The sequence below is a fragment of the Xanthomonas sp. 1678 genome, from assembly GCF_031455575.1.
In the GTDB taxonomy this organism is placed as follows: Bacteria; Pseudomonadota; Gammaproteobacteria; order Xanthomonadales; family Xanthomonadaceae; genus Xanthomonas_A.
Window position 1 is genome coordinate 41,018 of sequence record NZ_JAVDSZ010000018.1, and the last position, 23,027, is coordinate 64,044.

Here is a 23,027-nt window from a genome sequence, read left to right on the forward strand (position 1 = left end):
GGGTTGGGGTGAGGGTCCGGGGCGAAGCCCTGCAGACCTGAATTTCCCAGAGCTCCGCCCGTACCCTCATCCGCCCCTTCGGGGCACCTTCTCCCGCAGGGAGAAGGGAACCGCTAGCAAGGTCCGACACATGAGCGCACTACATCCCCTGCTGATCGAACTGGGTACCGAGGAACTGCCGGTCAAGGCGCTGCCGGGCCTGGCGCAGGCCTTGTTCGACGGGGTGATCGCCGGGCTGGAGAAGCGCGGCATCGCGGTCGAGCGCGGCGACGCCAAGCCGCTGTCCACCCCGCGCCGGCTGGCGGTGCTGCTGCCGGGCGTGGCCGCCGAACAGCCGGAGCAGCGTTCGGAAGTGCTCGGCCCCTATCTCAACATCGCCCTGGACGCCGACGGCCAGCCGACCAAGGCGCTGGCCGGCTTCGCCGCCAAGGCCGGCATCGACTGGACCGCGCTGGAGCGCACCAGCGACGCCAAGGGCGAACGTTTCGTGCACCGCGCGGTGACCCCGGGCGCGCAGACGACCGCGCTGCTGCCGGAGATCCTGTGCGAGGCGATCGCGGCGATGCCGATCCCCAAACCGATGCGCTGGGGCGACCACGACTACGGATTCGCGCGGCCGGTGCACTGGCTGGTGCTGCTGTTCGGCAGCGAGGTGGTGCCGGTGCAGCTGTTCGGCGTGCAGGCCGACCGCATCAGCCGCGGCCACCGCTTCCTGCACGACGCACCGGTCACGCTGGCCCAGCCGGGCGACTACGTAGCCGCACTGCAGACCGCGCAGGTGCTGGTGGATCCGGACGCGCGCCGCGCGCGCATCGTCGCCGAGGTCGAGCAGGCCGCGCGCCAGGCCGGCGGCAGCGCGCGCATCTCCGACGACAACCTGGAGCAGGTGGTGAACCTGGTCGAATGGCCGTCGGCGGTGCTGTGCCATTTCGAACAGGCGTTCCTGGCAGTGCCGCAGGAAGCGCTGATCGAGACGATGGAGAGCAACCAGAAATTCTTCCCGGTGCTCGACGACGGCGGACGCCTGACCGAGCACTTCATCGGCATCGCCAACATCGTCTCGCGCGACGTGGCCGAAGTGGCCAAGGGCTACGAGCGGGTGATCCGCCCGCGCTTCGCCGACGCCAAGTTCTTCTTCGACGAGGACCTCAAGCAGGGCCTGGTCGCGATGGGCGCAGGCCTGGCAAGCGTGACCTACCAGGCCAAGCTCGGCAGCATCGCCGACAAGGTGCTGCGCGTGGCCGCGCTGGCCGAGGCGATCGCGCCGCTGGTCGGCGTGGACGCGGCGCAGGCGCGCCGCGCCGCCGAATTGAGCAAGAACGACCTGCAGTCGCGCATGGTCAACGAGTTCCCCGAACTGCAGGGCATCGCCGGGCGCCACTACGCCAAGGCCGCCGGCGAGCCGGGCGAGATCGCCCTGGCGATCGACGAGGCCTACCAGCCGCGCTTCGCGGGCGATGACATCGCGCTGTCGCCGCTGGGCAAGGTGCTGGCCATTGCCGAGCGCCTGGACACGCTGGCCGGTGGGTTTGCCGCGGGCTTGAAGCCGACCGGCAACAAGGACCCGTTCGCGCTGCGGCGCAATGCGCTGGGGTTGGCGCGGACGGTGATTGAGAGTGGGTTTGATGTGGATCTAAGGCATTTGCTTTTCATCGCTTATGCCGAAGTAAACAAAGACATTGCGGCTACGCTGGCGGAGCAGAAAACTCAAGCGGCCCTTGTGGCCGCGAAAAAGGGCGTAAAACTCGAGCTATCTCAGGAAGGAAGTTCAGAATTTTCGAGCAGCGAACTTGATGCTCTTTTCGACTTCATCCTCGACCGCCTGCGCGGCTACTACACCGACAAGGGCGTGCCGGCAACGCATTTCAACGCGGTGGCCGCCTTGTTCTCGGTCGGGGCTGAAGGAAGCGCGGCTTCTGTAGGAACGGCTTCAGCCGCGACCGCCACCCACGGATCGCTGTACGACTTCGACCGCCGCATCGACGCGATCGGCATCTTCGCCACACTTCCGGAAGCCGAGGCGCTGGCTGCGGCCAACAAGCGCATCCGCAACATCCTGCGCAAGGCCGAGGGCGCGATTCCGGCGCAGATCGACCCGACGCTGCTGCGCGAGCCGGCCGAAAGCGCACTGGCCGAAGCGGTGGAAGCGGCGATCGTGGAAACCGACGGAGCGCTGCGCCAGCACGACTACGTCACCGTGCTGAATTTCCTGGCGCGGCTGCGGCCGCAGGTGGATGCGTTCTTCGACGGGGTGATGGTCAACGTCGACGACCCGGCGATCCGCGGCAACCGCCTGGCCCTGCTCAAGCGCCTGGGCGATCGCCTGGGCAGCGTCGCCGCGATCGAGCATCTGTCGTCGTAAGCAGGGCTGCGGACAGTACATGTAGAGGCTGCGAAAGCAGCCTCTTCTTTTTTGTGGGAGCGACTTCAGTCGCGACGCGCGAAGCTGCAATCCCCGTCGTGCTGAGAAAAAAGCGTCGGGGCTGAAGCCCCTCCTACAGTGCACTCGGCCGGCCATGTACAAGCACCTGTTTTGAGCCCCTCTCCCCTCGGGAGAGGGGTTGGGGTGAGGGTACGGCGCGAAGCGTCTCGCGGAGTTTGAGTGCACGATGCTTTGCCCGTACCCCCATCCGCCCCTTCGGGGCACCTTCTCCCGCAGGGAGAAGGGAACTCCAGCATATACCCGCGCTACATCAGAACCCGCCAACCGCGGCACCACGCACAACCGCCTTTACGAATCCCCACTCCCCAATCCCCACCTTCAATCAAACAACGCCTGGATCGCCGCCAGCCCCGCATTGGCGCGCTCCTTCTTGCGCTCGGCGTCGGCCACGGGGTCGGCGCCGTCGCGCTGCATCTCCTCGGCCGGGATCTCGTCGAAGAAGCGGCTGGGCTTGAGCCGGATGTGTTCGCCGAACTTGCGGGTCAGCTTGCTGTAGCTCATCCACAGCTGTTCCTTGGCGCGGGTGATGCCCACGTACAGCAGCCGCCGCTCTTCCTGCAGGTTACCCTCTTCCAGGCTGACCTCGTGCGGCAGCACGCCGTCCTCGCAGCCGACGATGAACACGTAGCGGAACTCCAGGCCCTTGGACGCGTGCATGGTCATCATCCGCACCTGGTTGCCGCCGTCGTCCTTGTCGTTGCGCGACAGCAGCGCCAGCTGCGCGGCCAGGTCGCCGACGGTGGCGCCGCGCGGGCCGCCCTCGAACCACTTGGCCAGTTCTTCCAGGTTGCCGCGGCGGCGCTGGAAGGTGGTTTCGTCCTTGCACTGGCTGCGCAGCTCGCGGATCAGACCCGACTGCTCGGCGAGCTGGCGTACCACGTCGGCCGAGGACAGGGTCAGCGAGGCGGTGCGCAACTCGTGCAGGACGTCGACGAAATCGCTCAGGCCGTTGGCCGCGCGCGGCGGCAGCTGCTGCAGCGCGCCCATCGACTCGGCCGCGCGCGACATCGGCAGATGCTTGGCCGAAGCCAGTTCCGCCAGCTTGGCCAGCGAGGTCGCGCCGACTTCGCGCTTGGGCGCCTGCACCGCACGCAGGAACGCGGCATCGTCGTCGGGATTGACCAACAGCCGCAGCCACGACAGCACGTCCTTCACTTCCTGCCGCTCCAGGAACGCGGTGCCGCCGGTGATGTGGTACGGCACGCCGGCGATCTGCAAGGCCTTTTCCAGCGGCCGCGACTGGAAATTGCCGCGGAACAGGATGCAGAAATCGCTCCACGGCGCTTGCTTGGCGGCACCCAGGTAGGCGATCTCGGCGGCGACCTTCTCCGCCTCGTGCTCGCTGTCGCGGCATTCCCACACGCGGATGCGCTCGCCGTCGGCCTGATCGCTCCACAGGGTCTTCAGGTGTTCGTGCGGGTTGTGCGCGATCAGCGCATTGGCCGCGCGCAGCACGCGGTTGGAGCAGCGGTAGTTCTGCTCCAGCTTGACGATCTGCAGCGCCGGATAGTCGCGGCCCATCTGCATCAGGTTTTCCGGGTTGGCGCCGCGCCAGGCGTAGATGCTCTGGTCGTCGTCGCCCACGCAGGTGAAGTTGCCGCGCGGGCCGGCCAGCATCTTCAGCAGCCGGTACTGCGCGTCGTTGGTGTCCTGGCTCTCGTCCACCAGCAGGTAGCCGATGCGCTCGCGCCAGGCCATGACGATGTCCTCGTTCTCCTCCAGCACCTGCACCGGCAGGCGGATCAGGTCGTCGAAGTCCACCGCGTTGAACGTGCTCAGCCGCGCCTGGTAGCGCTCGTACAGGCTGGCCGCTTCCTGCTCGCGGTTGCTGCGCGCCGCGGCCATCGCCTGCTCCGGCGACAGCCCGGCGTTCTTGGCGCGCGAGATCAGGTTCTTGGCATCGTCGATCGCATCGGGCTTGGCGCCGTGCATCAGGTCCTTGATCTGCGCGGCGGCATCGTCGGCGTCGAAGATCGAGAAGCCGCGCTTGAGGCCGACCGCAGCGTGCTCGATCTGCAGGAACTTCAGTCCCAGCGCGTGGAAGGTGCAGATGGTGAGGCCGTCGGCGGCATCGCCGCGGATGCGCTTGGCCACGCGCTCGCGCATTTCCTTGGCCGACTTGTTGGTGAAGGTGATCGCGGCGATGCGCTTGGCCGGGTAGCGGCCGGTGGCGATCAGGTGCGCGATCTTTTCCACGATCACGCGGGTCTTGCCGCTGCCGGCGCCGGCCAGCACCAGCAACGGGCCTTCGCAATGCAGCACCGCGGCGCGTTGGGGGGGATTGAGACCGTGCATGAAGACTTCCCTGGGCCGCGCATTGTAACGGGCGCCGGCGGGCGGCGATGCCGGTGCGGGCGCGCCGGCGCTGAACGGGTTTTCCCGGCGCGGCCGGCCTGCGGCGGGGCCGGCCGCCGCGCTAGAATCGCAGCATGGCGAAACTGTATTTCTACTATTCGGCGATGAACGCCGGCAAGACCACGACGCTGCTGCAGTCGGCGCACAACTATCGCGAGCGCGGCATGCGCACCGCGATCCTGACCCCGCGCCTGGACCACCGCGACGGCAGCGGCGTGGTCGCCTCGCGCATCGGCCTGCGCGCCGATGGCAACACCTTCGTCCCGGACACCGACCTGCTGGCGCTGCTGCAGGACGACATCGCCCGCGACGGCGCGCTGCATTGCGTGCTGGTGGACGAGGCGCAGTTCCTCAGCCGCGCGCAGGTCTGGCAGCTCAGCGAGGTGGTCGACCGGCTGCGCATCCCGGTGCTGTGCTACGGCCTGCGTACCGATTTCCGCGGCGAGCTGTTCGAGGGCAGCCAGTACCTGCTGGCCTGGGCCGACGAGCTGCAGGAGATCAAGACCATCTGCCACACCGGCAGCAAGGCGACCATGACCGTGCGCGTGGACGCCGACGGCCATGCCGTGCAGGACGGTCCGCAGGTGGAGATCGGCGGCAACGAGCGCTACGTCTCGGTGAGCCGCGCCGAATTCAAGAAGATCATGCGCGGCGAAGGCCGCATCGATCCGCTGCAGATCGCGTTGCCGATTTAGCCTTCTGCGCTCGGGTTAGCGACAAGGCGTTGGCCGGTACGGCGATCGCCACCGGTCGCGCGCATTGGCAGCATGCGTAGGCGGCAGCCGCCGTGAGCGATGCACTGACTTGGTGCGTACATCCGCGGCTTCGGCACGGCTGCAGGCTGCGGCTGCGCCGATCATGAACGGCGATTGACGACGCATGCAGGGCACGCGCCGCATAGGCCATCAGTCTATGGATCGCCGCCGCCGCGCACGTCTAGAATCGGCGGCGATCGCACTCATGGGAAGAGTTCTATGCATCAGTTCAAGGGATATGCCGTCGGCGGTTGCACCGCCCTGGCCATGGCGGTTCTGTTGGCGCTGCCCGGCACGGCCACCGCCGCCGACAATGCGCGTACGTTCGAGGACATTCCCGCGCAGGTGATGACCGACGGCTTCCTCGAGGCGCACCTGGACCTGTTCTACCGTCGCGCCGGGATTCGCGCCGACAAGAAGGGCGAGTTCGCCGAGGCCAAGAAGAACTACCAGCTCGCCGCGCGCTATGCCGACAAGCCGTCGCAGGCGCGACTGGGCGAAATGTACTGGGAAGGCCAGGGCGGAGCGCAGGATCGCGCGATGGGGTTCCTGTGGATGGCGCTGGCCTCCGAGCGCGGCTACGACGCGTTCAAGACGCGCAAGATGGAGTATTGGGAGCAGCTGACGCCCGAAGAGCGGCAGCGCGCGATCAAGCAGGACAAGAAGATGCTGGCCACGTATGGCGATGCTGTGGCCAAGCCGCGCCAGGAAGCAGTGCTGCGCCGCGAAGCCAAACGCAGCACCGGCAGCATGCTCGGCTACTCCGGCGCCTCCGGCGTGCAGATCAACGGCCCGCGCGGCGGCAGCATCGATCCGGAAGTGTTCTACGCCAAGGAGTTCTGGGAACCGGCGGCGTACTGGAAGCTGCAGGATCGGGTCTGGGATGGACGCACGCCCGGCCGCGTGGATATCGGCGATGTCGAGGACATCACCCAGGAAACCGCGCCGAAGCCGCAGGAGCCGGCCAAGCCTTGAGGCGCCCCGACGGCGCCGCTCCGTGCGCGGCGTTGCTGAAGCGTCGGGACTGAAGTCCCTCCCACAGTGCACCCAGCACGTTGTCCGCGCGCCTCCTGTAGGAGCGGCTTCAGCCGCGACGAGCGAAGCCGGCCACTGTGCAGCGGCGCGAAAGTGTCGGAACTGAAGTCCCTCCTACAGTGCACTCGGCATGTTCGCCGCGAGCCCTTTGTAGGAGCGGCTTCAGCCGCGACGAGCGAAGCCGGCCACTGCTCAAACCGCGAAAACGTCGGGCCCAAATCCTGAGATGCGTCCGATCCGCTGCCCGTAAGCAGCGCACCATCGCGGGCAATGCGCATGGATCCAGGCGACGCAAAACCGCAGCCGCCAAGCGCTGCCGCGCATGCCGCGGCAGCGCCCGTCCGCACTCAATACAGCTTGCGCTCGGCCGCCGGCGGCGGCGTCCACTGGTACAGCCAGGTTTCGGTCAGCGGCTTGCCGCCGGCGCGCAGGAACAGGCGGATGTCGATCTGCTGCGTGCCCTCGTCCGGCGGCACCACGTCGAACATCGCGCGGTAGCCGGAGAGCTCGTGCAGCGGCCGTGCCGAGACGATCTCGGTGCTGCCGCGGCTCAGCTGCAGCACCGCCTCGACCTTGGCGTCCTTATCCTTGCCGAGCTTGGCCAGCTCGCCGCCGACGAAGTCCACCGCGAAGCGCCAGGAGAAGTGGTTGCGCTTCTGCCCGACCACGCCGCCCAGACCGGTGCGGGTCGCCACGCAATGCGCCAGCGGCGAGGCGGCCGGCGGCTGCGCACCCCAGTACAGGCGATAGCCGAACAGCAGTTCCTGCCCGGGCTGCGGTTTGTCCTGCGGATTCCAGAACGCGACGATGTTGTCGAAGGTCTCGTCGACGGTGGGAATCTCCACCAGCTGCACCGAGCCCTTGCCCCAGCCCTGCTTCGGCTCCACCCACAGGCACGGACGCTTCTCGTAGTACACGCCGTCGTCGTGGTAGTGGTCGAAATTGCGGTCGCGTTGCAGCAGGCCGAAACCGCGCGGGTTCTCGTCGACGAACATGTTGAAGCGCAGCTGCGGCGGATTGCACAGCGGCCGCCAGATCCATTCGCCGCCGCCGGTCCACATCGCCAGGCCGTCGGTGTCGTGGATCTCCGGGCGCCAGTCCCAGTCCATGCGGCGATCGTTCTCGCCGACCTGGTACATGCTGGTGCACGGTCCCAGGCCCAGCCGCTCGATGGTCTTGCGCGGGTATAGCGCGCTGTCGATGTCCATCAGCAGCACGTCGCCGTTGGTGATCGCGAAGCGGTACGCGCCGGCCACGCTCGGCGAGTCCAGCAGCGCGTACACCACCACGGTATCCGAGCCGGCCTTGGGCTGCTCCAGCCAGTAGGCGATGAAGTCCGGGAACTCCTCCGGCCCGCCGGTGCCGGTATCGATCGCCAGTCCGCGCGCGGACTGGCCGTACTGGCCTTCCTTGCCCACCGCACGGAAATAGCTGGCGCCGAGGAACGCGGCGAAATCGCGGTCGGTGTCCTGCTTGGTGTTGAGGCGGAAGCCGGCGAAACCCAGTTCCTTGGGCAGGTGCTTGCCCTGCAGACCGCTCTTGCCGTAGTCGAACGCGGCGCCGTCGTAGGCCAGTTCCTGCGCCTGCCCGTCGACCAGGTCGAACATGTGCACCGGCGTCTTGAAGTACAGGCCCAGGTGGAAGAACTTGGCCTGGAACTTCGGCCCCTTGTCGACCGCCCACAGCGCATGGTCCTGGCGGTAGCGGATCGACTGGTACTGGTCCCAGTTCAGCGCTTCCAACGGTCCCGGCAGCACCCGCTTGTGGCTCTGGTACGGCGCCTGGGCCATGGCCCGGGCGTGGCCCTTGAGCCAGGCGTAGTCGAAAGGCTGCGGCTTGCCCAGGCGGCGCAGGCCGACCGCGGGGGCGGCCTGGCCGAGCATCGGCATCGCGGGCAAGCCCATGGCGGCGAAGGCGGCGGCGGCGTTCTTGAGGAAATCGCGTCGTTGCATGGGCCGGATCGAAGCGGAAAGGGGCTCCATCATAGACAAGCGGCGTTAAACGCGAGAGTTGGGGCGTGTCATCGATTCACGAGCAGGTCGCGTTGGGTCTGTCAGGTCGCCAGCCGCTGCCGCACCTGACGGGCCCGCGCAGCGCCGCTGCCGGCCTGACAGGCCCAACCCGCCCGGCCGCTCTCGTGCGCCCTCGGCGCTACGTCATCGCCGGGCGGAACCATCCTCCACGCCTTTCACTCGTGCTTGCCTCGCGACGCACAAGAGCGGCGCGAGCTGCTTGGGAATTGATGAGACGCCCTAGGGCGCCGCGCAGGCTCCGTTCAACGCCAGCGCCGCGGCGTGTTGGCACAGGAAGCTGCGCTGCTGCGCCGGGTCGTCGCCGCCGGCGTAGTCCAGCAACGTCCATTGCTCCTCGGCCTGCATGTTCTGGCCCGGCGCCAGGGTCCGGTACGGCGCGTGCACTTCGATTTCGAGCAGGCCGCCGCCCGGATCCGCTGCCGACGCATCCAGGTAGAACTCGACCTGGCCCTGTTCGGAATGGATACGCTCGCGCGGTTGGTGGGCGAAGCGGATCACCCAGGCCTGGCCGCCGGCGAAGGCGGCGATCCAGCCCGCCGACGGCTGCAGCAAAAGCTTGCCGCGCTGCCCAGCGCTGCCAGGCGGCGCGGCAGCCAGCGCCATCATCCCGTCCTGCAGCGCGTACTGCGGCGGCGCGTAGCCGGCGCCATCGCTGGGCTGCACGCGGATATCGGCGGCGGCGGCGACCGGCACCAGGACCCGCGTGGACGACGGCACCCGGGTGTTGAACCACAGATCCCAGGCCACTGCGGTCTTGCGCACGTTCTGCGCCTGGACCTGCAGCACCACGCTGTCGGCGTGCTGCGGCGACAGCGCGAAAGTCTTGTGCAAGCGCACGCCGCTGACCGGACTGTCCACGCCGCGCAGCCGAAGACGGCGCGAGGAGCGCTCGGTAACGGTGGTGGTGGCGAAGCTCAGGTACGGATCCGGCGGCCAGTTCGCATGCGCGGCGCGGCGCGCCGGATTGGCGTCCTGGTGCTGCCACCAGGCACTTTGCGGGCCGACCCAGACGTCGTGGCCGAAATAGGGGATGTCGTTGGCCGCCGCGCTGACGGCCGGCAGCGGCTGGCGCTGCACCGCTTCGCCGACCTTGATCAGGTTCGGCCCACCGCTGCGCTGGAAGCCCAGCACGCGCCCGCCCAGGGTCGGCGTGACCGTGAGCCGGATCACGCCGTTGTCCATGACCCACGGCGCCGGCGCGCTGGCGCCGGGCGGCGTTGCCGGTGGCGCGGCCACGCCGGACGCAGATGCGCCGAGCAGCGCGAGCGCGACCGCGCACGGCCGCCACCATCCATTCTGCTTGTCGGCTCGCATGGCGGTCCCGCTCTCGAGGAAGGAACCGCGATTGTGGCGGCTGTACGGCGCCGGTGACAGGTGTGCGAGCGACTTCAGTCGCGACGGGCGTGACCGGGACAGCCATCGACGACGGCTGACCGGAGATTTCCGAAGTCGCCACCAGCGCAGCAGCATCCGACTCAAAAGCGCTGGCTTTTCACTGCTTCCCCGCCGGCCTCAGCGCGCGGCGGTCAATGCGGGCGGACCGCCGCAGGCCGCACGCAGCCCCTCCACCTCGTACGCCAGCGTGCCGCCCTGCGGCTGCGCCTGCGCCAGTTCGCGCTGCAGCGCCTGCAGTGCGGCGCGCCCGGTGCCTGCATCGTTGCGATGATGGCAATGGAGCTCGGCGGCATAGGCGCGGGCGCGCCAGCGCAGCTTGCGGCTCTCGATGCCCTCACCGCCCAGCCGCGCCTGTGCCTCCAGTTCCTGCAACGCCTGCGCGTCGCGGCCGAGCCGGCCCAGGTTGCGCGCCCAGGCCACGCGCACCGCGCGGGTCCGCGGATGGCTTGGGCCGTAGCCGCTCTCGGTACGGCGCAGCGCCTGCGCCAGCAGCGCGTCGGCCTGCCGCGGTTCGCCGAGCGCGGCGCGCGCCTCGGCGATCAACCGCTCGCTGTCGCCGACCGCCGGGTTGTTTTGGCCCAGCTGCGCGATCCAGCGTGCACGCGCTTCGTAGAGCGGCGCCAGCGCATCGCGGTAGCGGCCCGCAGTCGACAGCGCCAGGCCCTGGTTGAGCAGCATGTACGGCAGCAATGCCTGGCTGTCGGGCGCGCGCAGGATCGCGACCGAGCGGGCCATGCCGGCGATCGCCTGCGCATCCTGGCCGCGCTCCAGTTCCAGCATCGCCAGCGAATTCCAGCTCATGCCGGTGTCGCGGTGCGTAGGCCCCAGCCGTTCCACGGTCAGCGCGTGCGCCGCGTGCAATTCGCGCTCGGCGACGTCCAGACGCCCCTGGTCGATCATCACCGCCGCGCGCAGCCGCCGCAGGCCCAGGCTGACCGGATGGCGGTCCCCGTTCGCGCTGCGCGACAACACCAGCGCCGCGTTCACCGCCTGCTCGGCCTGGTCGACGTCGCCGCGGTCGCGGTAGGCCACGGCCAGGCTGCGCAGCAGGTTGACGCTGAGCGGATGCCGCGGGCCGGCCTGGCGGTCGAGCAGGGCCAGGGCCTGCAGATAGCCGGCGATCGCGGCATCGGTGTGGCCGATATCGCTGTCCATCGAGGCGATGTCGGTCATGCTCTCGACGATGCCGGCCGGATCCTTGAGCACGTCGCGGTGCAGCGCCAGCGCGCGCTCGAACCAGACGCGTGCCGGCGCGCGTTCGCCGAGCACGCGCCGGCAACGCCCCAGTTGCGAGAAGAACCCTGCAGCCTGCAACGGCAGCTGCACCTGCGCCTGCTGCGCCTGCGCCGCCAATGGCTGCAGCGCCGCCACGCATTCCTGCGAGCGGCTCAACAGACGCAGCGCGCGCCCATGCTGGGCCGCCGCTTCCAGGCGCAGGGCCAGCGGCACGTCGTCCTGGGTGGCCAGCAGCGCGCGCTGCCGCTGCAACAGCACCAGCGCTTCGCGGTAGTCGCCCAGGCCGATGCGCAGGCGCGCGATCACGCCCTGCAGTTCGGCGCGCGCCAGCGGCTGCCGCAGCAGTTCGCGCTCGCCGCGCTGTTCGCCGCTGGCGAGCAGGCCGCGCAGGTCGAAGCCGTCGCCGCGCTGCGCGTTGCCGGCGCGGTCGAACAGGCCGATCACGAAATCCTGCATGGCCTGCGCGCGCACCGTCTCGCGGTGCGCCTCGCGCACTTGCCACAGCGCCACGCCCACGGCGCCGAGCAACGCGGCGGCGGTCACGCTGCCGAACACCACGCTCCAGCAGTGCCGCTGCAGGTATTTCTGAAGGCGGTAGGCCATGCCCCGCGATCGCGCCTGCACCGGCCGGCCCTGCAGGTAGCGGCGCAGGTCCTGGGCCAGCGCCTCGGCCGAGGAATAGCGTTGCGGCAGCGGCTTCTGCAGCGCCTTGAGCAGGATGTTGTCCAGGTCGCCGCGCAGCCGCCAGGCCAGGCGCCGCGCCTCGACCGGATCGCGTTGCCCCTGCTGCGCGGCGCGCACCACCGCCGCCGACGGCCGCGGCGCCTCCACCGCCAGGATCGCGCGCTCCCATTCGGCATCGCTGCTGCGGCACAGGCGGTAGGGCTTCTGGTCGGTGAGCAGTTCGTACAGCACCACGCCCAGCGAATACACGTCGGTCAGCGTGGTGATCGGCTCGCCGCGCACCTGCTCCGGCGCCGCGTAGTGCAGGGTGAAGGCGCGTATCTCGGTACGCGGGTGCGGGTCGGCCGCGGTCTCGGCCTCGGTGTCGAGCAGCTTGGCGATGCCGAAGTCGAGCAACCGCACTTCGCCGGCGGCGTTGACCAGGATGTTCGACGGCTTCAGGTCGCGATGCACGATCAGGTTGGCGTGCGCGTGGCTGACCACCTCGCATACCTGCAGGAACAGCCGCAGCCGCGCGCCCACCGACAGGTGCAGGCGCTGGCAATAGTCGGTGAGCGGCTCGCCTTCGACGTAGGCCAGCGCCAGGTACGGGCGTCCGTCGTCGGCGATGCCGGCGTCGAGCAGCCGTGCCAGGTGCGGATGCTCCAGCCGCGCCAGGATCTCGCGTTCGCGGGTGAAGCGCTGGCGCAGCGCGGCGTCGGCATAGCCGGGGCGCAGCAGCTTCAGCGCCACCTGGCGCTGGTACAGCCCGTCGGCGCGCTGTGCCAGCCAGACCTGGCCCATGCCGCCCTCGCCAAGCAGGCGCTCCAGCGCGTATGGCCCGATCCGACTACCGGCGCGCAGGGAGTCCATGGCGGTGGCCAGCAGTGGCTCGCTGAGCAGATCCGAGCCGGCCGCGTCCAGCGCCAGCATCCGCACCAGCTCGTCGGCGGTGGCCGGATCGTGCGCGTGCAGCTGCACCAGCCGCGCCGCGCGCGCCTCCGGGGTCAGCTCCAGTAGTTCGTCGAGCAACGGCGACAGGCGTTGCCACTGCAGCGCGTCCATGCGGTGCTCCGGTTGGTTGCTAGTGATCCTGCATCGCCGCCAGCAGGAAGATGCGCGCCTTCTGCCAGTCGCGGCGGATGCTGCGTTCGGAGCGCTGCATCAGATCGGCGATCTCCTGTTCCGACAGGCCGGCGAAATAGCGCAGCTCCACCACCTTGGCCAGGCGCTCGTCGAGCGCCTGCAGCCGGTCCAGCGCCACGTCCAGCGCCAGCAGGTCCTCGTCCAGGCGCACCCCGCCGCTGTCCTCGGGAATCTCGGCGACGCGCTTGAGGTCGCCGCCGCGCTTGCGGGTCAAGCGGTTGCGCGCGTAGTCGACCACCACGCTGCGCATCGCCGAGGCGGCGTAGGCGAAGAAATGCCCGCGGCCATCGAAACGGGCCATGCCGTGCGAGCCGAGCAGCTTCAGATAGGACTCGTGGACCAGCGAGGTCGCATCCAAGGTCTGGCCCTGCTGCCCGGCCAGCTGGCGCCGGGCCATGCTGTGCAGTTCCTGGTAGAGCGTGCTGAGCACGCGGTCGAGCGCCTCGCGGTCGCCGCCGCGCGCGGCATCCAGCCACACGGTGATCTCGGGTGCGGTCTCTACCACGGCGGTCTCTCCTCCGGCCGGGAGTCGCGCGGACTATAGCGCGCGCCGGCGGCCAGCGGCCGCCGTCCGTCAGCGCTGGCAGCTCCCGCACCAGACGCTGGCGCGCTGGCCGATGCTGGCGTGGCGCAGCGGTCGCCCGCAACGCTTGCAGGCCTCGCCCTCGCGGCCGTAGACCGCCAGTTCCTGCTCGAAGTAACCAGGCGCACCATCCGGGCTGATGAAATCGCGCAGGGTCGTGCCGCCGCGCTCGATGGCGTAGTCGAGGATCGCCTTGGCCGCCTCGGCCAGGCGCGCATAGCGCGCCCGCGAGACCTCCCCGGCCTCGCGCAGCGGACTGATTCCTGCCTGGAACAGGCTTTCGGCGGCATAGATGTTCCCGACCCCGACCACGATGCGTTGGTCCATCAAGAACGTCTTTACCGGCGCACTCCGGCCACGGCTACGCCGAAACAGGTAATCCCCGTCGAATTCCGGCGACAGCGGCTCCGGCCCCAGCTCCTCGAGCAGCGGGTGGGTCTGGCCCGGCGCCTGCCACAGCAAACAGCCGAACCGGCGCGGATCGTTGAAGCGCAGCACGCGCCCGTCTTCCAGGCTGATGTCGACATGGTCGTGCGCCCGCGGCGGTGTATCCCCAGGCAGCACCCGCAGGCTGCCGGACATGCCCAGGTGCAGCAGCGCACTGCCGGCCGCGGTGTCCATCAACAGGTACTTGGCACGACGGCGGATGCCGTCGATGCGCTGCCCGGGTAACTGCTGCGCCACTTCCGGTGGAATCGGCCAGCGCAGGTCAGGCCGCCGCAGGATCACGCCATGGATGCGACGCCCCAGCAGATGCGGTTCCAGGCCGCGCCGGGTGGTTTCTACTTCGGGGAGTTCGGGCATGGGTGCTGGACTGCGGTGGCGTGCGATTGACAAGCTTAGCTGGCGAAGTGTGTCGCGATTGTCGGATGTGGTGGCGATGGGGGGATGGCCGGAGGGTGGGAGCCGGCCAAGTCTTCATCCTGACTATCAAGATGCCGTTCGGCGCTGTAGCACACGGTGCGCCGGGCCAACTCGCGTACCGCCCGGACATGCCCTGCCAGTCCTGGATGTGCGAGGAGAGATGCATCACAAAACATGGCACGGGCAATTTCATCGCCCGCTGATGTCTTGTAGCTTGTGTTTCGAGTGTTGGACCAAATGGATTCTGGGCGGGGTAGCTGCAAGGGCTGTCATAGAAACGGATATCGAGTCGGTACACACTCTGTCGCGGGTATGCGCGAAACGCTGTGGAGTCATCTAAGAGAGCCGAGGGTCGTCAAGCGGCATCTTGTTCTTGTGGCCTGGAAGTGCTTTACGGACATCTGTTAAAGATATCGATCGTAACTAGTAGCCAATCGAAATCAACTGACCAAGGAAGAGTCATGGCGTACAAGAACAAAAATTGCTCGGCGTTTGGTCTCTTCCATATGTTGAAATCGAGGTGGCCACGAATAGCGGTTGCTACTTTCATGCTTTTTGCTTGGCTACCTTTGTTGGCGATTGGGCAGGAAGCCAATCAAACCTTTCGCGTGGACAAAAGCGATGGCACATTAGTTGGAACTTACGAGACCCAGCAGCAGGCCGAAGCAGCGATCCGAGCCATTCCGGGACCTGCAAATGCGCCCGATGCCTACCAGTATGTAACCGAGATTAAATCGACTTCGCTCTCTGCAGACGGCAAAATTTCAATAGTTTATTGGATGGGAAAAAAGGAGAGAACACTCCAGTATTTCGGAATCAACGGGCAAAGTGCCGACACGGAAGAGGAACTAATTAGCGAATCTATTGGAGCACTCAATCAAGGAGGTAGCCCGCCATGCGCATCGGCAACATTCTTGCGTACGAGCGAATGGGGCCCGTATTCCCCAGACTTTGAAGGCATGGAAGTCGCAGAGTACTACTACACTTATCCGCAGTTTAATGATTTGGATGGAAGTTGCACCGTAGAATCTAGTGAAGCTCAGATCATGAGGATTTCGATTTGCCCGAATCCGTATATGACCTGGGAAGTTGACCAGAACGCTTGCATAAATGAGGAATTTACTGCGACTGTAGTCACCACTCAAATGGAATGTACTCGCGGCACCAAAAGCCCGTCAGGACTTTTCGGAAACCCGTGCGATGTAAAGACCGGCGACAAATATGAGACAGAAAAAGACATCGACCTCGGCTGGATCGAGCTGGAGCGGCATTACCATTCCGGTGTCGTAGCGACATCGGGACGCTGGGGATTGGGCTGGTCGGACTCTCACCAGATCCATCTTTCCATAGCTTCCCCGTATTTCGGAGTCATCGAAGGAAGTGGTTATGTAACTCTTTTTATGCCGATCAGTGGTGAATATCTGGCAGCTAACGGAAGTGGCGAGCGCATAACGGCCGACGGAAGCAACTGGAAGCTGTATCGCCAAGATGGTGTCTACACATTTGATGGAGCGGGTCGCCTTGTTTCGCGTGACAACGAGGATGCAAGCCGGCTCTTCTACAGCTATGACCAGCATGGAAGGCTGCAGTCAATCGTTTCCGCTCAAGGACGCGCTATCGAATTCGCTTATGCAGATACATCGAGCGACGCGCAGATTACTGGGGTGAGTTCCCAAGGCTCTCTACTAGCCTCCTATACATACGATAACGGGCGACTCAGCACCGTAACGTATCCAGATGGGGGACAACGCACATACCATTATGAAGATGCTCGCTTTCCGCGACACCTGACCGGTATCACCGCAGAGGATGGTCAGCGGTTCAGCACATTTGCATACGATGACAAAGGGCGCGCCATATCCAGCACGCACGCAGGCGGCGCCGATGCGAGCAGCTTTGTTTATACGCCGGCAGGGACGATTGCCACCGATGCGCTTGGCGAGCAGTCCACCTTTACCATGACAAGCGCTGGCGAAGGCCCGCCAAAAATAGCGTCAATAACGAATAGCGCCGGCACTGAGACCTACTCGTACTACGATGCTTCCGCTGATTTTCGCCGTCGTCTTAGCGCTAAAGCCGATCGCGCCGGGGTGATTACCAAGCATACTTACGGGGACGTGGTCGAGTCCGGCGTAAGAATGAGTGTGCACACAGTTCAAAGAGCTTTCGGGCTTCCGGAACAGAGTACGGTCATTACTCATACCACCACTGATTCGAACCGTGTGCTGCGTCTCCAGTCTGATCGTGCGATCGTCACCTATACGCGCAATGCCAGGCTGCAACCGCAGACCGTAACCACGACCGACATAGACACCAACCAAGCCCGCGTCACCGCGATCAGCTACTGCGAAACAGCGGATGTTTCAGCACCGGGAAGCACGTGCCCCATCGTTGGGCTGATCAAGGCAGTTGACGGTCCCCGAACCGATGTCGCCGATAGTGCGCAGTACGCTTATTACCCCAGCGACGACGCGGGCTGCGCGAGCCCTGGTGGAGTCTGCCGTTATCGAAAGGGCGACCTATGGAAGGTCACCAACGCCCTCGGTCAGGTGACCGAGTACCTGTCCTACGACGGCGCCGGTCGCGTGCTATCGATGAAAGACGCTAACGGCCAGGTGATCGACTACACCTATCACCCGCGCGGCTGGCTGACGGCCAGCAAGGCTCGCGGTGCCGACACTGCCAGCGAGAACGACGACCGCATCACCCTGATCGACTACTGGCCGACCGGGCTGGTCAAACAGGTGACCCCGCCGGATGGTGCGTTTATCCATTTCACCTACGACACGGCGCAGCGTCTGACCGATATCGCCGACAATGTCGGCAATACCCTCCAATACACCACCGACCTTGCCGGCAATCGGGTCAAGGAAGATATCAAGGACGCGTCGGGCACGCTCAAGCGCACGCTGTCGCGGGTCTACAACCAGCTCGGCCAGCTCGCCACGCAGGCCACCGCCAACGGCGACCCGACCGACTTCGGCTATGACGCCAACGGCAACACTGAGACGGTGACGGACGCACTCGGCCACGTCACCCAGAACGACTACGACCCGCTGAACCGTCTGGCGCACACGCTGCAGGACGTGGGCGGAATTGCGGCGGAAACCAAGTTCGGCTATGACGCGCTCGACAACCTGACCAAGGTCACCGATCCCAAGGGCTTGGACACGACCTACGCTTACAACGGCCTGGGCGACGTGACCACGCTGACCAGCCCGGATACCGGCACGACGACCTACACCTACGACAGCGCCGGCAACCGTGCTAGCCAGACCGATGCGCGTAACGTCACCACCACCTACAGCTACGACTCCCTGAACCGGCTGACCCAAGTCGCCTATCCGACCAGCAGCCTCAACGTCACCTATACCTACGACGTGAGCCAGACTGGCTGCGCCAGCGGCGAAACCTACGCGACCGGCCGCCTGACCCGCATGCAGGACGGTAGCGGCACCACCGACTATTGCTACGACCGCTTCGGCGACCTGGTCCGCAAGGTGCAGACCACCAACGGCAAGGTGTTCGTGTTGCGCTACGCCTATACCAAGGCCGGTCAGCTGAGCCGCCTGACCTATCCCGACGGCGCGGCGGTGGACTACGTGCGCAATGCCCAAGGCCAGACCACGGAGGTGGGTGTGACTCCGGCCGGCGGCACGCGGCAGGTGTTGCTGGGCAGCGCCACCTATTACCCGTTCGGCCCGGTGGCCAGTTGGTCCTACGGCAACGGCCGTCCGATGCAGCGCGTGCTGGACCAGGACTACCGTCCGCTGGCGGTCAGCGACACCCGCAGCGACGGCCTGAGCACCGGCTTCGCGTTCGACCCAGCCGGCAACCTCAGCGCCCTGACCGCCGCAGGCAACACCGCTCCGGTGGTCAGCCTGGACTACGACGCGCTGGGCCGATTGACCGCCTTCAAGGACGGCCCGACCGGCACGGTGATCGACGGCTACAGCTACGACGCCACCGGCAACCGGCTCAGCGCCAAGGTCAACACCGCGACGCAGAGCTACACCTATCCGACGACCAGTCACCGCCTGAGCGCGGTGGCTGGCACCGCCCGTACCTACGACGCGATCGGCAATACGCTGTCGATCGGTGGCACCGCACAGGAATTTGTGTACGACACCAACGGCCGCATGGGCCAGGCAAAGCGTGCGGGCGCGGTGGTGATGAACTACCAATACAACGGGCGCGGCGAGCAGATCCGCAAGTTCCTGGGCACGGCCAGTACGTACACGCTGTACGACGAAACCGGACACTGGCTGGGCGACTACGACTCCACCGGCCAAGCACTGCAACAAGCGATCTGGCTGGATGACCTGCCGGTCGGCACGCTGGCGAGCAATGGTCTGCACTACGTGCAACCAGATCACTTGGGCACTCCGCGCGCAGTGATCGATCCGGTCCGCGACGTCGCGATCTGGACCTGGGACTTGAAGGGTGAAGCCTTCGGCAATACTCCGCCGAATCAGGACCCGGACGGCGACGGCACAGCCTTCGTGTTCGACATGCGCTTCCCGGGGCAGCGTTACGATGCGGCGACTGGAGTCAATCAGAACTACTTCCGGGACTACGAGCCGGGCACTGGGCGGTATGGGCAGAGTGATCCAATTGGGCTGGCTGGTGGTAGAAACACCTATTCCTATGTCTCAAGCAGCCCAATGACTTTTGTTGATTTTTTTGGCTTGACACAAGAAGATATTGACTACCTGTTCGCATTGGCAAAAGAAAGGGAAACGGATTTGAAATTCCCCAATGCTCTGAAGGTAAGGGATCTCGGTGATGGAAAGGTGGGCCTTACAAACTATGCAGCGAGGACGATTACGATAGATGATCGTTATCTAGATGCTCTTTCTCTGGCTCAGCGTACTGATTTGTACGACACTATCGTCCATGAAAGTCTCCATCTTACCAAGGGGATGTTCTATAGTGCACGTAATCATCCTAAGATTTATGAGGAAGCAGCAAGACGGACAGAAGCAGCAAAGAAAAATATAGAAGGAAAAGACTATGACTGCCCAAAATAAAATATTTCTTTGCCTTGTGATTTTGACTTGCTTGGCAGGCTGCAACAGCACTTCAATAAATGTTAGAAATGGCGTGATACCCGATGCAGCAAACTGTCGCCCAAATTCAAAAATCAATGGTGAAATTGCTAAGTCCCAGAAGGCATGCCATCAAGGTATTAGCGGAGATGGCGTCCAAGTGCTTATCTCAAACACAGTCATGGGTGCATCCATGCATAGCGATACCACTGAAAGAGAGATGACATCGATCTTTATTAAGCCGGCTAGTTCCGTACATGAGGTTGGTCCCACCCAGTTCGAAGCGTTCTATTCGCAAGGCCTATTTGATCTACTAGGAAAAACTGGCTGTGTTGGGATTATCGAGGATGGATCTGCGGATATTAAGAGGGCAAAAAATAATACCATTCTTAATTACAGCCTTCGATTTAGGCTAGTAAGTCCGCTTGGTTGGCCGGATGACTGCAAGGTACCCCATGAGGTTACCGGCTCTGTCAAGCTATAAATCAACATTTCAAGCGACACACAAAACCTATTGATTTGGAACGCATCGCGTGACGGCGGTGTACAGATTAGTTAATTGTCGAAATTTATGTCTTGTGGAAGACAGAGATCGCCGAATCGACGTAGGAAAGGGCAAGAAAACACCCTAGGGGTTAGGGAAGGAATGTTACGGCTTCACAACGGTGGTGCCCCCATTTCCTTGGTACTGAGATACCCATCGCCATTTCTGTCTTGCTTGCGGAAGCGGGTCACCAAGGCTGCTTGGTGCTGCGCGCGGGTAATAGCCTTGCCGCGGCCGCCAGGCAGTTCCGCGGGGCTGAGCACGCCGTCGTGATCGAGGTCGCGGGCGTCGAAGGCGTAGCTCATCCAAGCCAGGTATTCGTCCAGGCTCACGCGGCCGTCGCTGTCGCGGTCCATGCGTTGCAGGTAGCTTCCGGTGCTGTCGACGGCTTGGGCGCCAGCGCCGCCCGCCGCGCCAAGCAGCGCGGCCAGGAGGAGCAGCGCCATGAACGACGAACGCCGCACGAGGCGGCGTTCGGGTAAAGACGGCGGGACGCTGCGGGTCATGCCAGGGCGTAGCCCTTCAGCCGCGCCGCGTAGGCCTGCAGGGCGGCGATGCCGCTGGCTTCGGCGTCGTGGCACCAGGCCTGCAGTTGCTTCAGGCGCTCGCTGGCGTCGTGGCTGCGCGCTTCCAGCAGGGCGGCCAGGCGGGCGCGGTGCTCGACCAGGGTGCGCATGCGCGGGCGTTGCGCGACCCAATGCTGCAGCTGTTCGCGCGCGTCGGGCTTGAGCCAGCGGCCGTCGTCGACCAGGCCCTTGCGCAGGCGCCGCGGCAGCAGCTGGCGCAGCTTGGCGCCGGCCTGCGCGGCCTCTTCCTTCAGCGCCGGGGTGAATACGTTGCGCTGGTAGTCGGTCATCGCCTGGAAGCGATGCGAGAGCAGCGCGCGCAGGGTGTCGGCATCGGGCACGGCGATGTTCGGGCGCACGTCCAGGGTAGGCGCCACGCGCAGCACCTTGGCCAGGCGCAGCGCGGCCAGACCGCGGATCGCAACCCAGCCGATGTCCAGTTCCCAGCGCCGCATCGAGAAGCGCGCCGAGCTGGGGAAGGCGTGGTGGTTGTTGTGCAGTTCTTCGCCGCCGATCCACAGGGCCCATGGGGTCAGGTTGGTCGAGGTGTCGGCCGACTCGAAGTTGCGGTAGCCCCACCAGTGGCCGAGGCCGTTGACCACACCGGCGGCCCAGAACGGGATCCAGGCCATCTGCAACGCCCACAGGGCGATGCCGGGCAGGCCGAACAGCAGGAAATTCACCGCCAGCAATGCGATCGGCCCCCAGTTCGCGTGCGGGGTGTACAGGCGCCGCTCGATCCAGTCGTCCGGGGCGCCCTTGCCGTACTGTTCGATGTCGCCGCGCATGGCGCGGGCTTCACGGTACAGCTCCACGCCGCGCCAGAACACGCGGCCGATGCCCTTGGTCTGCGGGCTGTGCGGGTCGTCCTCGGTCTCGACCTTGGCGTGGTGCTTGCGGTGGATCGCCACCCACTCCTTGGTGATCATGGAGGTGGTGAACCAGGTCCAGAAGCGGAAGAAGTGCGACAGCAGCGGATGGAAGTCGACGCCGCGGTGCGCCTGGCTGCGATGCAGGTACAAGGTCACCGCGAAGATGGTCAGCTGGGTGAACACCAGCAGCACCGCCAGCATGCCCCACCAGCCAACGTCGAGCAGGCCGGTGCTGAGGAAGTCGAAGGTCGCGTCGAACATTGCCAGAACTCCAGGCCGTGAAGGCATGCCGCCAGGTTGAGTAGAAGACATGATGGGGGCAGTGGCGGCAAACTTCACCCATCGCCCGCGTATGGTGTTCAGTCACTGCGCGCTCTTGATCACAAAACGGTTTCACTTCCATGTCCGTCGCCGTTCCCGATGCAACTCCCATGCCGGCCGCCGCGCCACTGATCGAACTGGACCGCGCCAGCGTGGTACGCGGCCAGGTGCGCGTGCTGCATGAGCTGAGCCTGCGCATCGCGCTCGGTCAGCACACCGCGATCCTCGGCCCGAACGGCTGCGGCAAGTCCTCGTTCATCAAGCTGATCACGCGCGAGCTGTATCCGTTAGCACGCGCCGGCGAAGACGCGCCGGTACGGGTGCTGGGGCACAGCCGCTGGCAGGTGGACCGGCTGCGCAGCCAGTTGGGCATCGTCACCGGCGATCTCAGCGTCAATCTCGCCGACATGCCGGGGCTGGACGTGGAAAGCGCGGTGCTGTCCGGGTTCTTCGCCAGCTACGTGGTGCCGCCGCATCGCGAGGTGACCGAGGCGATGCGCGAGCGGGCGCGCGAAGCCCTGCACCTTGCCCATGCCTTGCCGCTGCTGCAGCGGCCCTATGCGGAGCTGTCGGCCGGCGAAACCCGGCGCGTGCTGATCGCGCGGGCGCTGGTCAACCGGCCGCAGGCGCTGCTGCTGGACGAGCCCAGCACGGGGCTGGACCTGATCGCGCGCCAGCACCTGTTGGCGACGATGCGCGACCTCGCCCGCCAGGGCATCACCCTGGTGCTGGTGACCCACCACATCGAGGAGATCGTGCCGGAGATCGAGCGGGTGATCCTGCTGCGCGGCGGCCACGTGTACGCCGACGGCAGGCGCGAGGAACTGCTGGCCGACGCGCCGCTGTCGGCGGTGTTCGGCGGGTCGGTGCGGGTGCGCCGCGACGGCGCGACCTACAGCGCGAGTGCGGCCGAGGTGGAATAGGCGGAGGCGCGGGGTTCTTGTCTGCACATTGCCGTCGACGCTGGTCTTTCATGGCCAGCGGTGTATGAGTTGGGCATGCCGTCGAGACGTCGGTGCCGATGCGTTCGCTCGACCTGGCGTGCCTGTGGCTTCGCTCGTCGCGACTGAAGTCGCTTGTGTCTTAGGCAGGTCTATCGTTGAGGTGAGAGCGGAGTGCGGCAGGCCGCTAAGTCGCAGTGCCTCACGAGCACGAGTAGGAGTCAGGG

Annotated in this window: 13 protein-coding genes; 5 read left to right on the forward strand and 8 right to left on the reverse strand. The window is 65.8% G+C overall.

Features of this window, described 5'->3' with window-relative positions; all coding sequences use genetic code 11:
- Positions 1–130 precede the first annotated feature (130 nt).
- The gene (glyS, locus tag J2Y70_RS21440) at positions 131–2,362 is read left to right on the forward strand and encodes a glycine--tRNA ligase subunit beta (protein ID WP_309922337.1); all 2,232 of its coding nucleotides are present in this window, start codon (positions 131–133) and stop codon (positions 2,360–2,362) included.
- Between the two features lie 399 nt (positions 2,363–2,761).
- Here glyS and rep read toward each other — a convergent pair whose 3' ends face one another.
- Positions 2,762–4,738 (reverse strand): DNA helicase Rep, encoded by a 1,977-nt coding sequence (gene rep / locus J2Y70_RS21445; RefSeq protein WP_309922339.1) that lies wholly within the window; start codon positions 4,736–4,738, stop codon positions 2,762–2,764.
- A 134-nt stretch (positions 4,739–4,872) separates the two neighbouring features.
- On the opposite strand from rep, the gene J2Y70_RS21450 reads away from it, so the two are divergent.
- The gene (locus tag J2Y70_RS21450; protein ID WP_263396528.1) at positions 4,873–5,493 is read left to right on the forward strand and encodes a thymidine kinase; all 621 of its coding nucleotides are present in this window, start codon (positions 4,873–4,875) and stop codon (positions 5,491–5,493) included.
- Positions 5,494–5,772: 279 nt separating this feature from the next.
- On the forward strand, positions 5,773–6,528 hold the full coding sequence (locus J2Y70_RS21455) for a sel1 repeat family protein (RefSeq protein ID WP_309922344.1): 756 nt from the start codon (positions 5,773–5,775) through the stop codon (positions 6,526–6,528).
- A 407-nt stretch (positions 6,529–6,935) separates the two neighbouring features.
- Here J2Y70_RS21455 and J2Y70_RS21460 read toward each other — a convergent pair whose 3' ends face one another.
- From J2Y70_RS21460 to mutM, 5 genes are all read right to left on the reverse strand, one after another.
- Positions 6,936–8,540 (reverse strand): glucan biosynthesis protein D, encoded by a 1,605-nt coding sequence (locus tag J2Y70_RS21460; RefSeq protein WP_309922347.1) that lies wholly within the window; start codon positions 8,538–8,540, stop codon positions 6,936–6,938.
- A gap of 300 nt (positions 8,541–8,840) precedes the next feature.
- Positions 8,841–9,803 (reverse strand): DUF4380 domain-containing protein, encoded by a 963-nt coding sequence (locus tag J2Y70_RS21465; RefSeq protein ID WP_309922367.1) that lies wholly within the window; start codon positions 9,801–9,803, stop codon positions 8,841–8,843.
- Positions 9,804–10,133: 330 nt separating this feature from the next.
- Positions 10,134–12,980, reverse strand: coding sequence for a protein kinase (locus J2Y70_RS21470; protein WP_309922349.1), 2,847 nt, complete (start codon positions 12,978–12,980; stop codon positions 10,134–10,136).
- 19 nt (positions 12,981–12,999) lie between these two features.
- Positions 13,000–13,566: an ECF-type sigma factor gene (locus tag J2Y70_RS21475; protein WP_309922351.1), complete on the reverse strand. Its 567-nt coding sequence runs from the start codon at positions 13,564–13,566 to the stop codon at positions 13,000–13,002.
- A 69-nt stretch (positions 13,567–13,635) separates the two neighbouring features.
- Positions 13,636–14,448 (reverse strand): bifunctional DNA-formamidopyrimidine glycosylase/DNA-(apurinic or apyrimidinic site) lyase, encoded by an 813-nt coding sequence (gene mutM, locus J2Y70_RS21480; RefSeq protein ID WP_309922354.1) that lies wholly within the window; start codon positions 14,446–14,448, stop codon positions 13,636–13,638.
- A 521-nt stretch (positions 14,449–14,969) separates the two neighbouring features.
- Between mutM and J2Y70_RS21485 the strand changes: the two genes are divergently transcribed.
- On the forward strand, positions 14,970–19,538 hold the full coding sequence (locus tag J2Y70_RS21485; protein ID WP_309922357.1) for an RHS repeat-associated core domain-containing protein: 4,569 nt from the start codon (positions 14,970–14,972) through the stop codon (positions 19,536–19,538).
- A 675-nt stretch (positions 19,539–20,213) separates the two neighbouring features.
- On the opposite strand, the gene J2Y70_RS21490 is transcribed toward J2Y70_RS21485, so the two are convergent.
- On the reverse strand, positions 20,214–20,606 hold the full coding sequence (locus J2Y70_RS21490) for a calcium-dependent protein kinase 21 (RefSeq protein WP_309922360.1): 393 nt from the start codon (positions 20,604–20,606) through the stop codon (positions 20,214–20,216).
- Complete coding sequence (locus J2Y70_RS21495) at positions 20,603–21,799, reverse strand: acyl-CoA desaturase (protein WP_263396431.1); 1,197 nt, start codon at positions 21,797–21,799, stop codon at positions 20,603–20,605. Before J2Y70_RS21495 ends, J2Y70_RS21490 begins: the two co-directional genes overlap by 4 nt.
- 140 nt (positions 21,800–21,939) lie before the next feature.
- Here J2Y70_RS21495 and J2Y70_RS21500 point away from each other — a divergent pair, with 140 nt between their 5' ends.
- The gene (locus J2Y70_RS21500; RefSeq protein ID WP_309922364.1) at positions 21,940–22,782 is read left to right on the forward strand and encodes an ATP-binding cassette domain-containing protein; all 843 of its coding nucleotides are present in this window, start codon (positions 21,940–21,942) and stop codon (positions 22,780–22,782) included.
- Positions 22,783–23,027 lie beyond the last annotated feature (245 nt).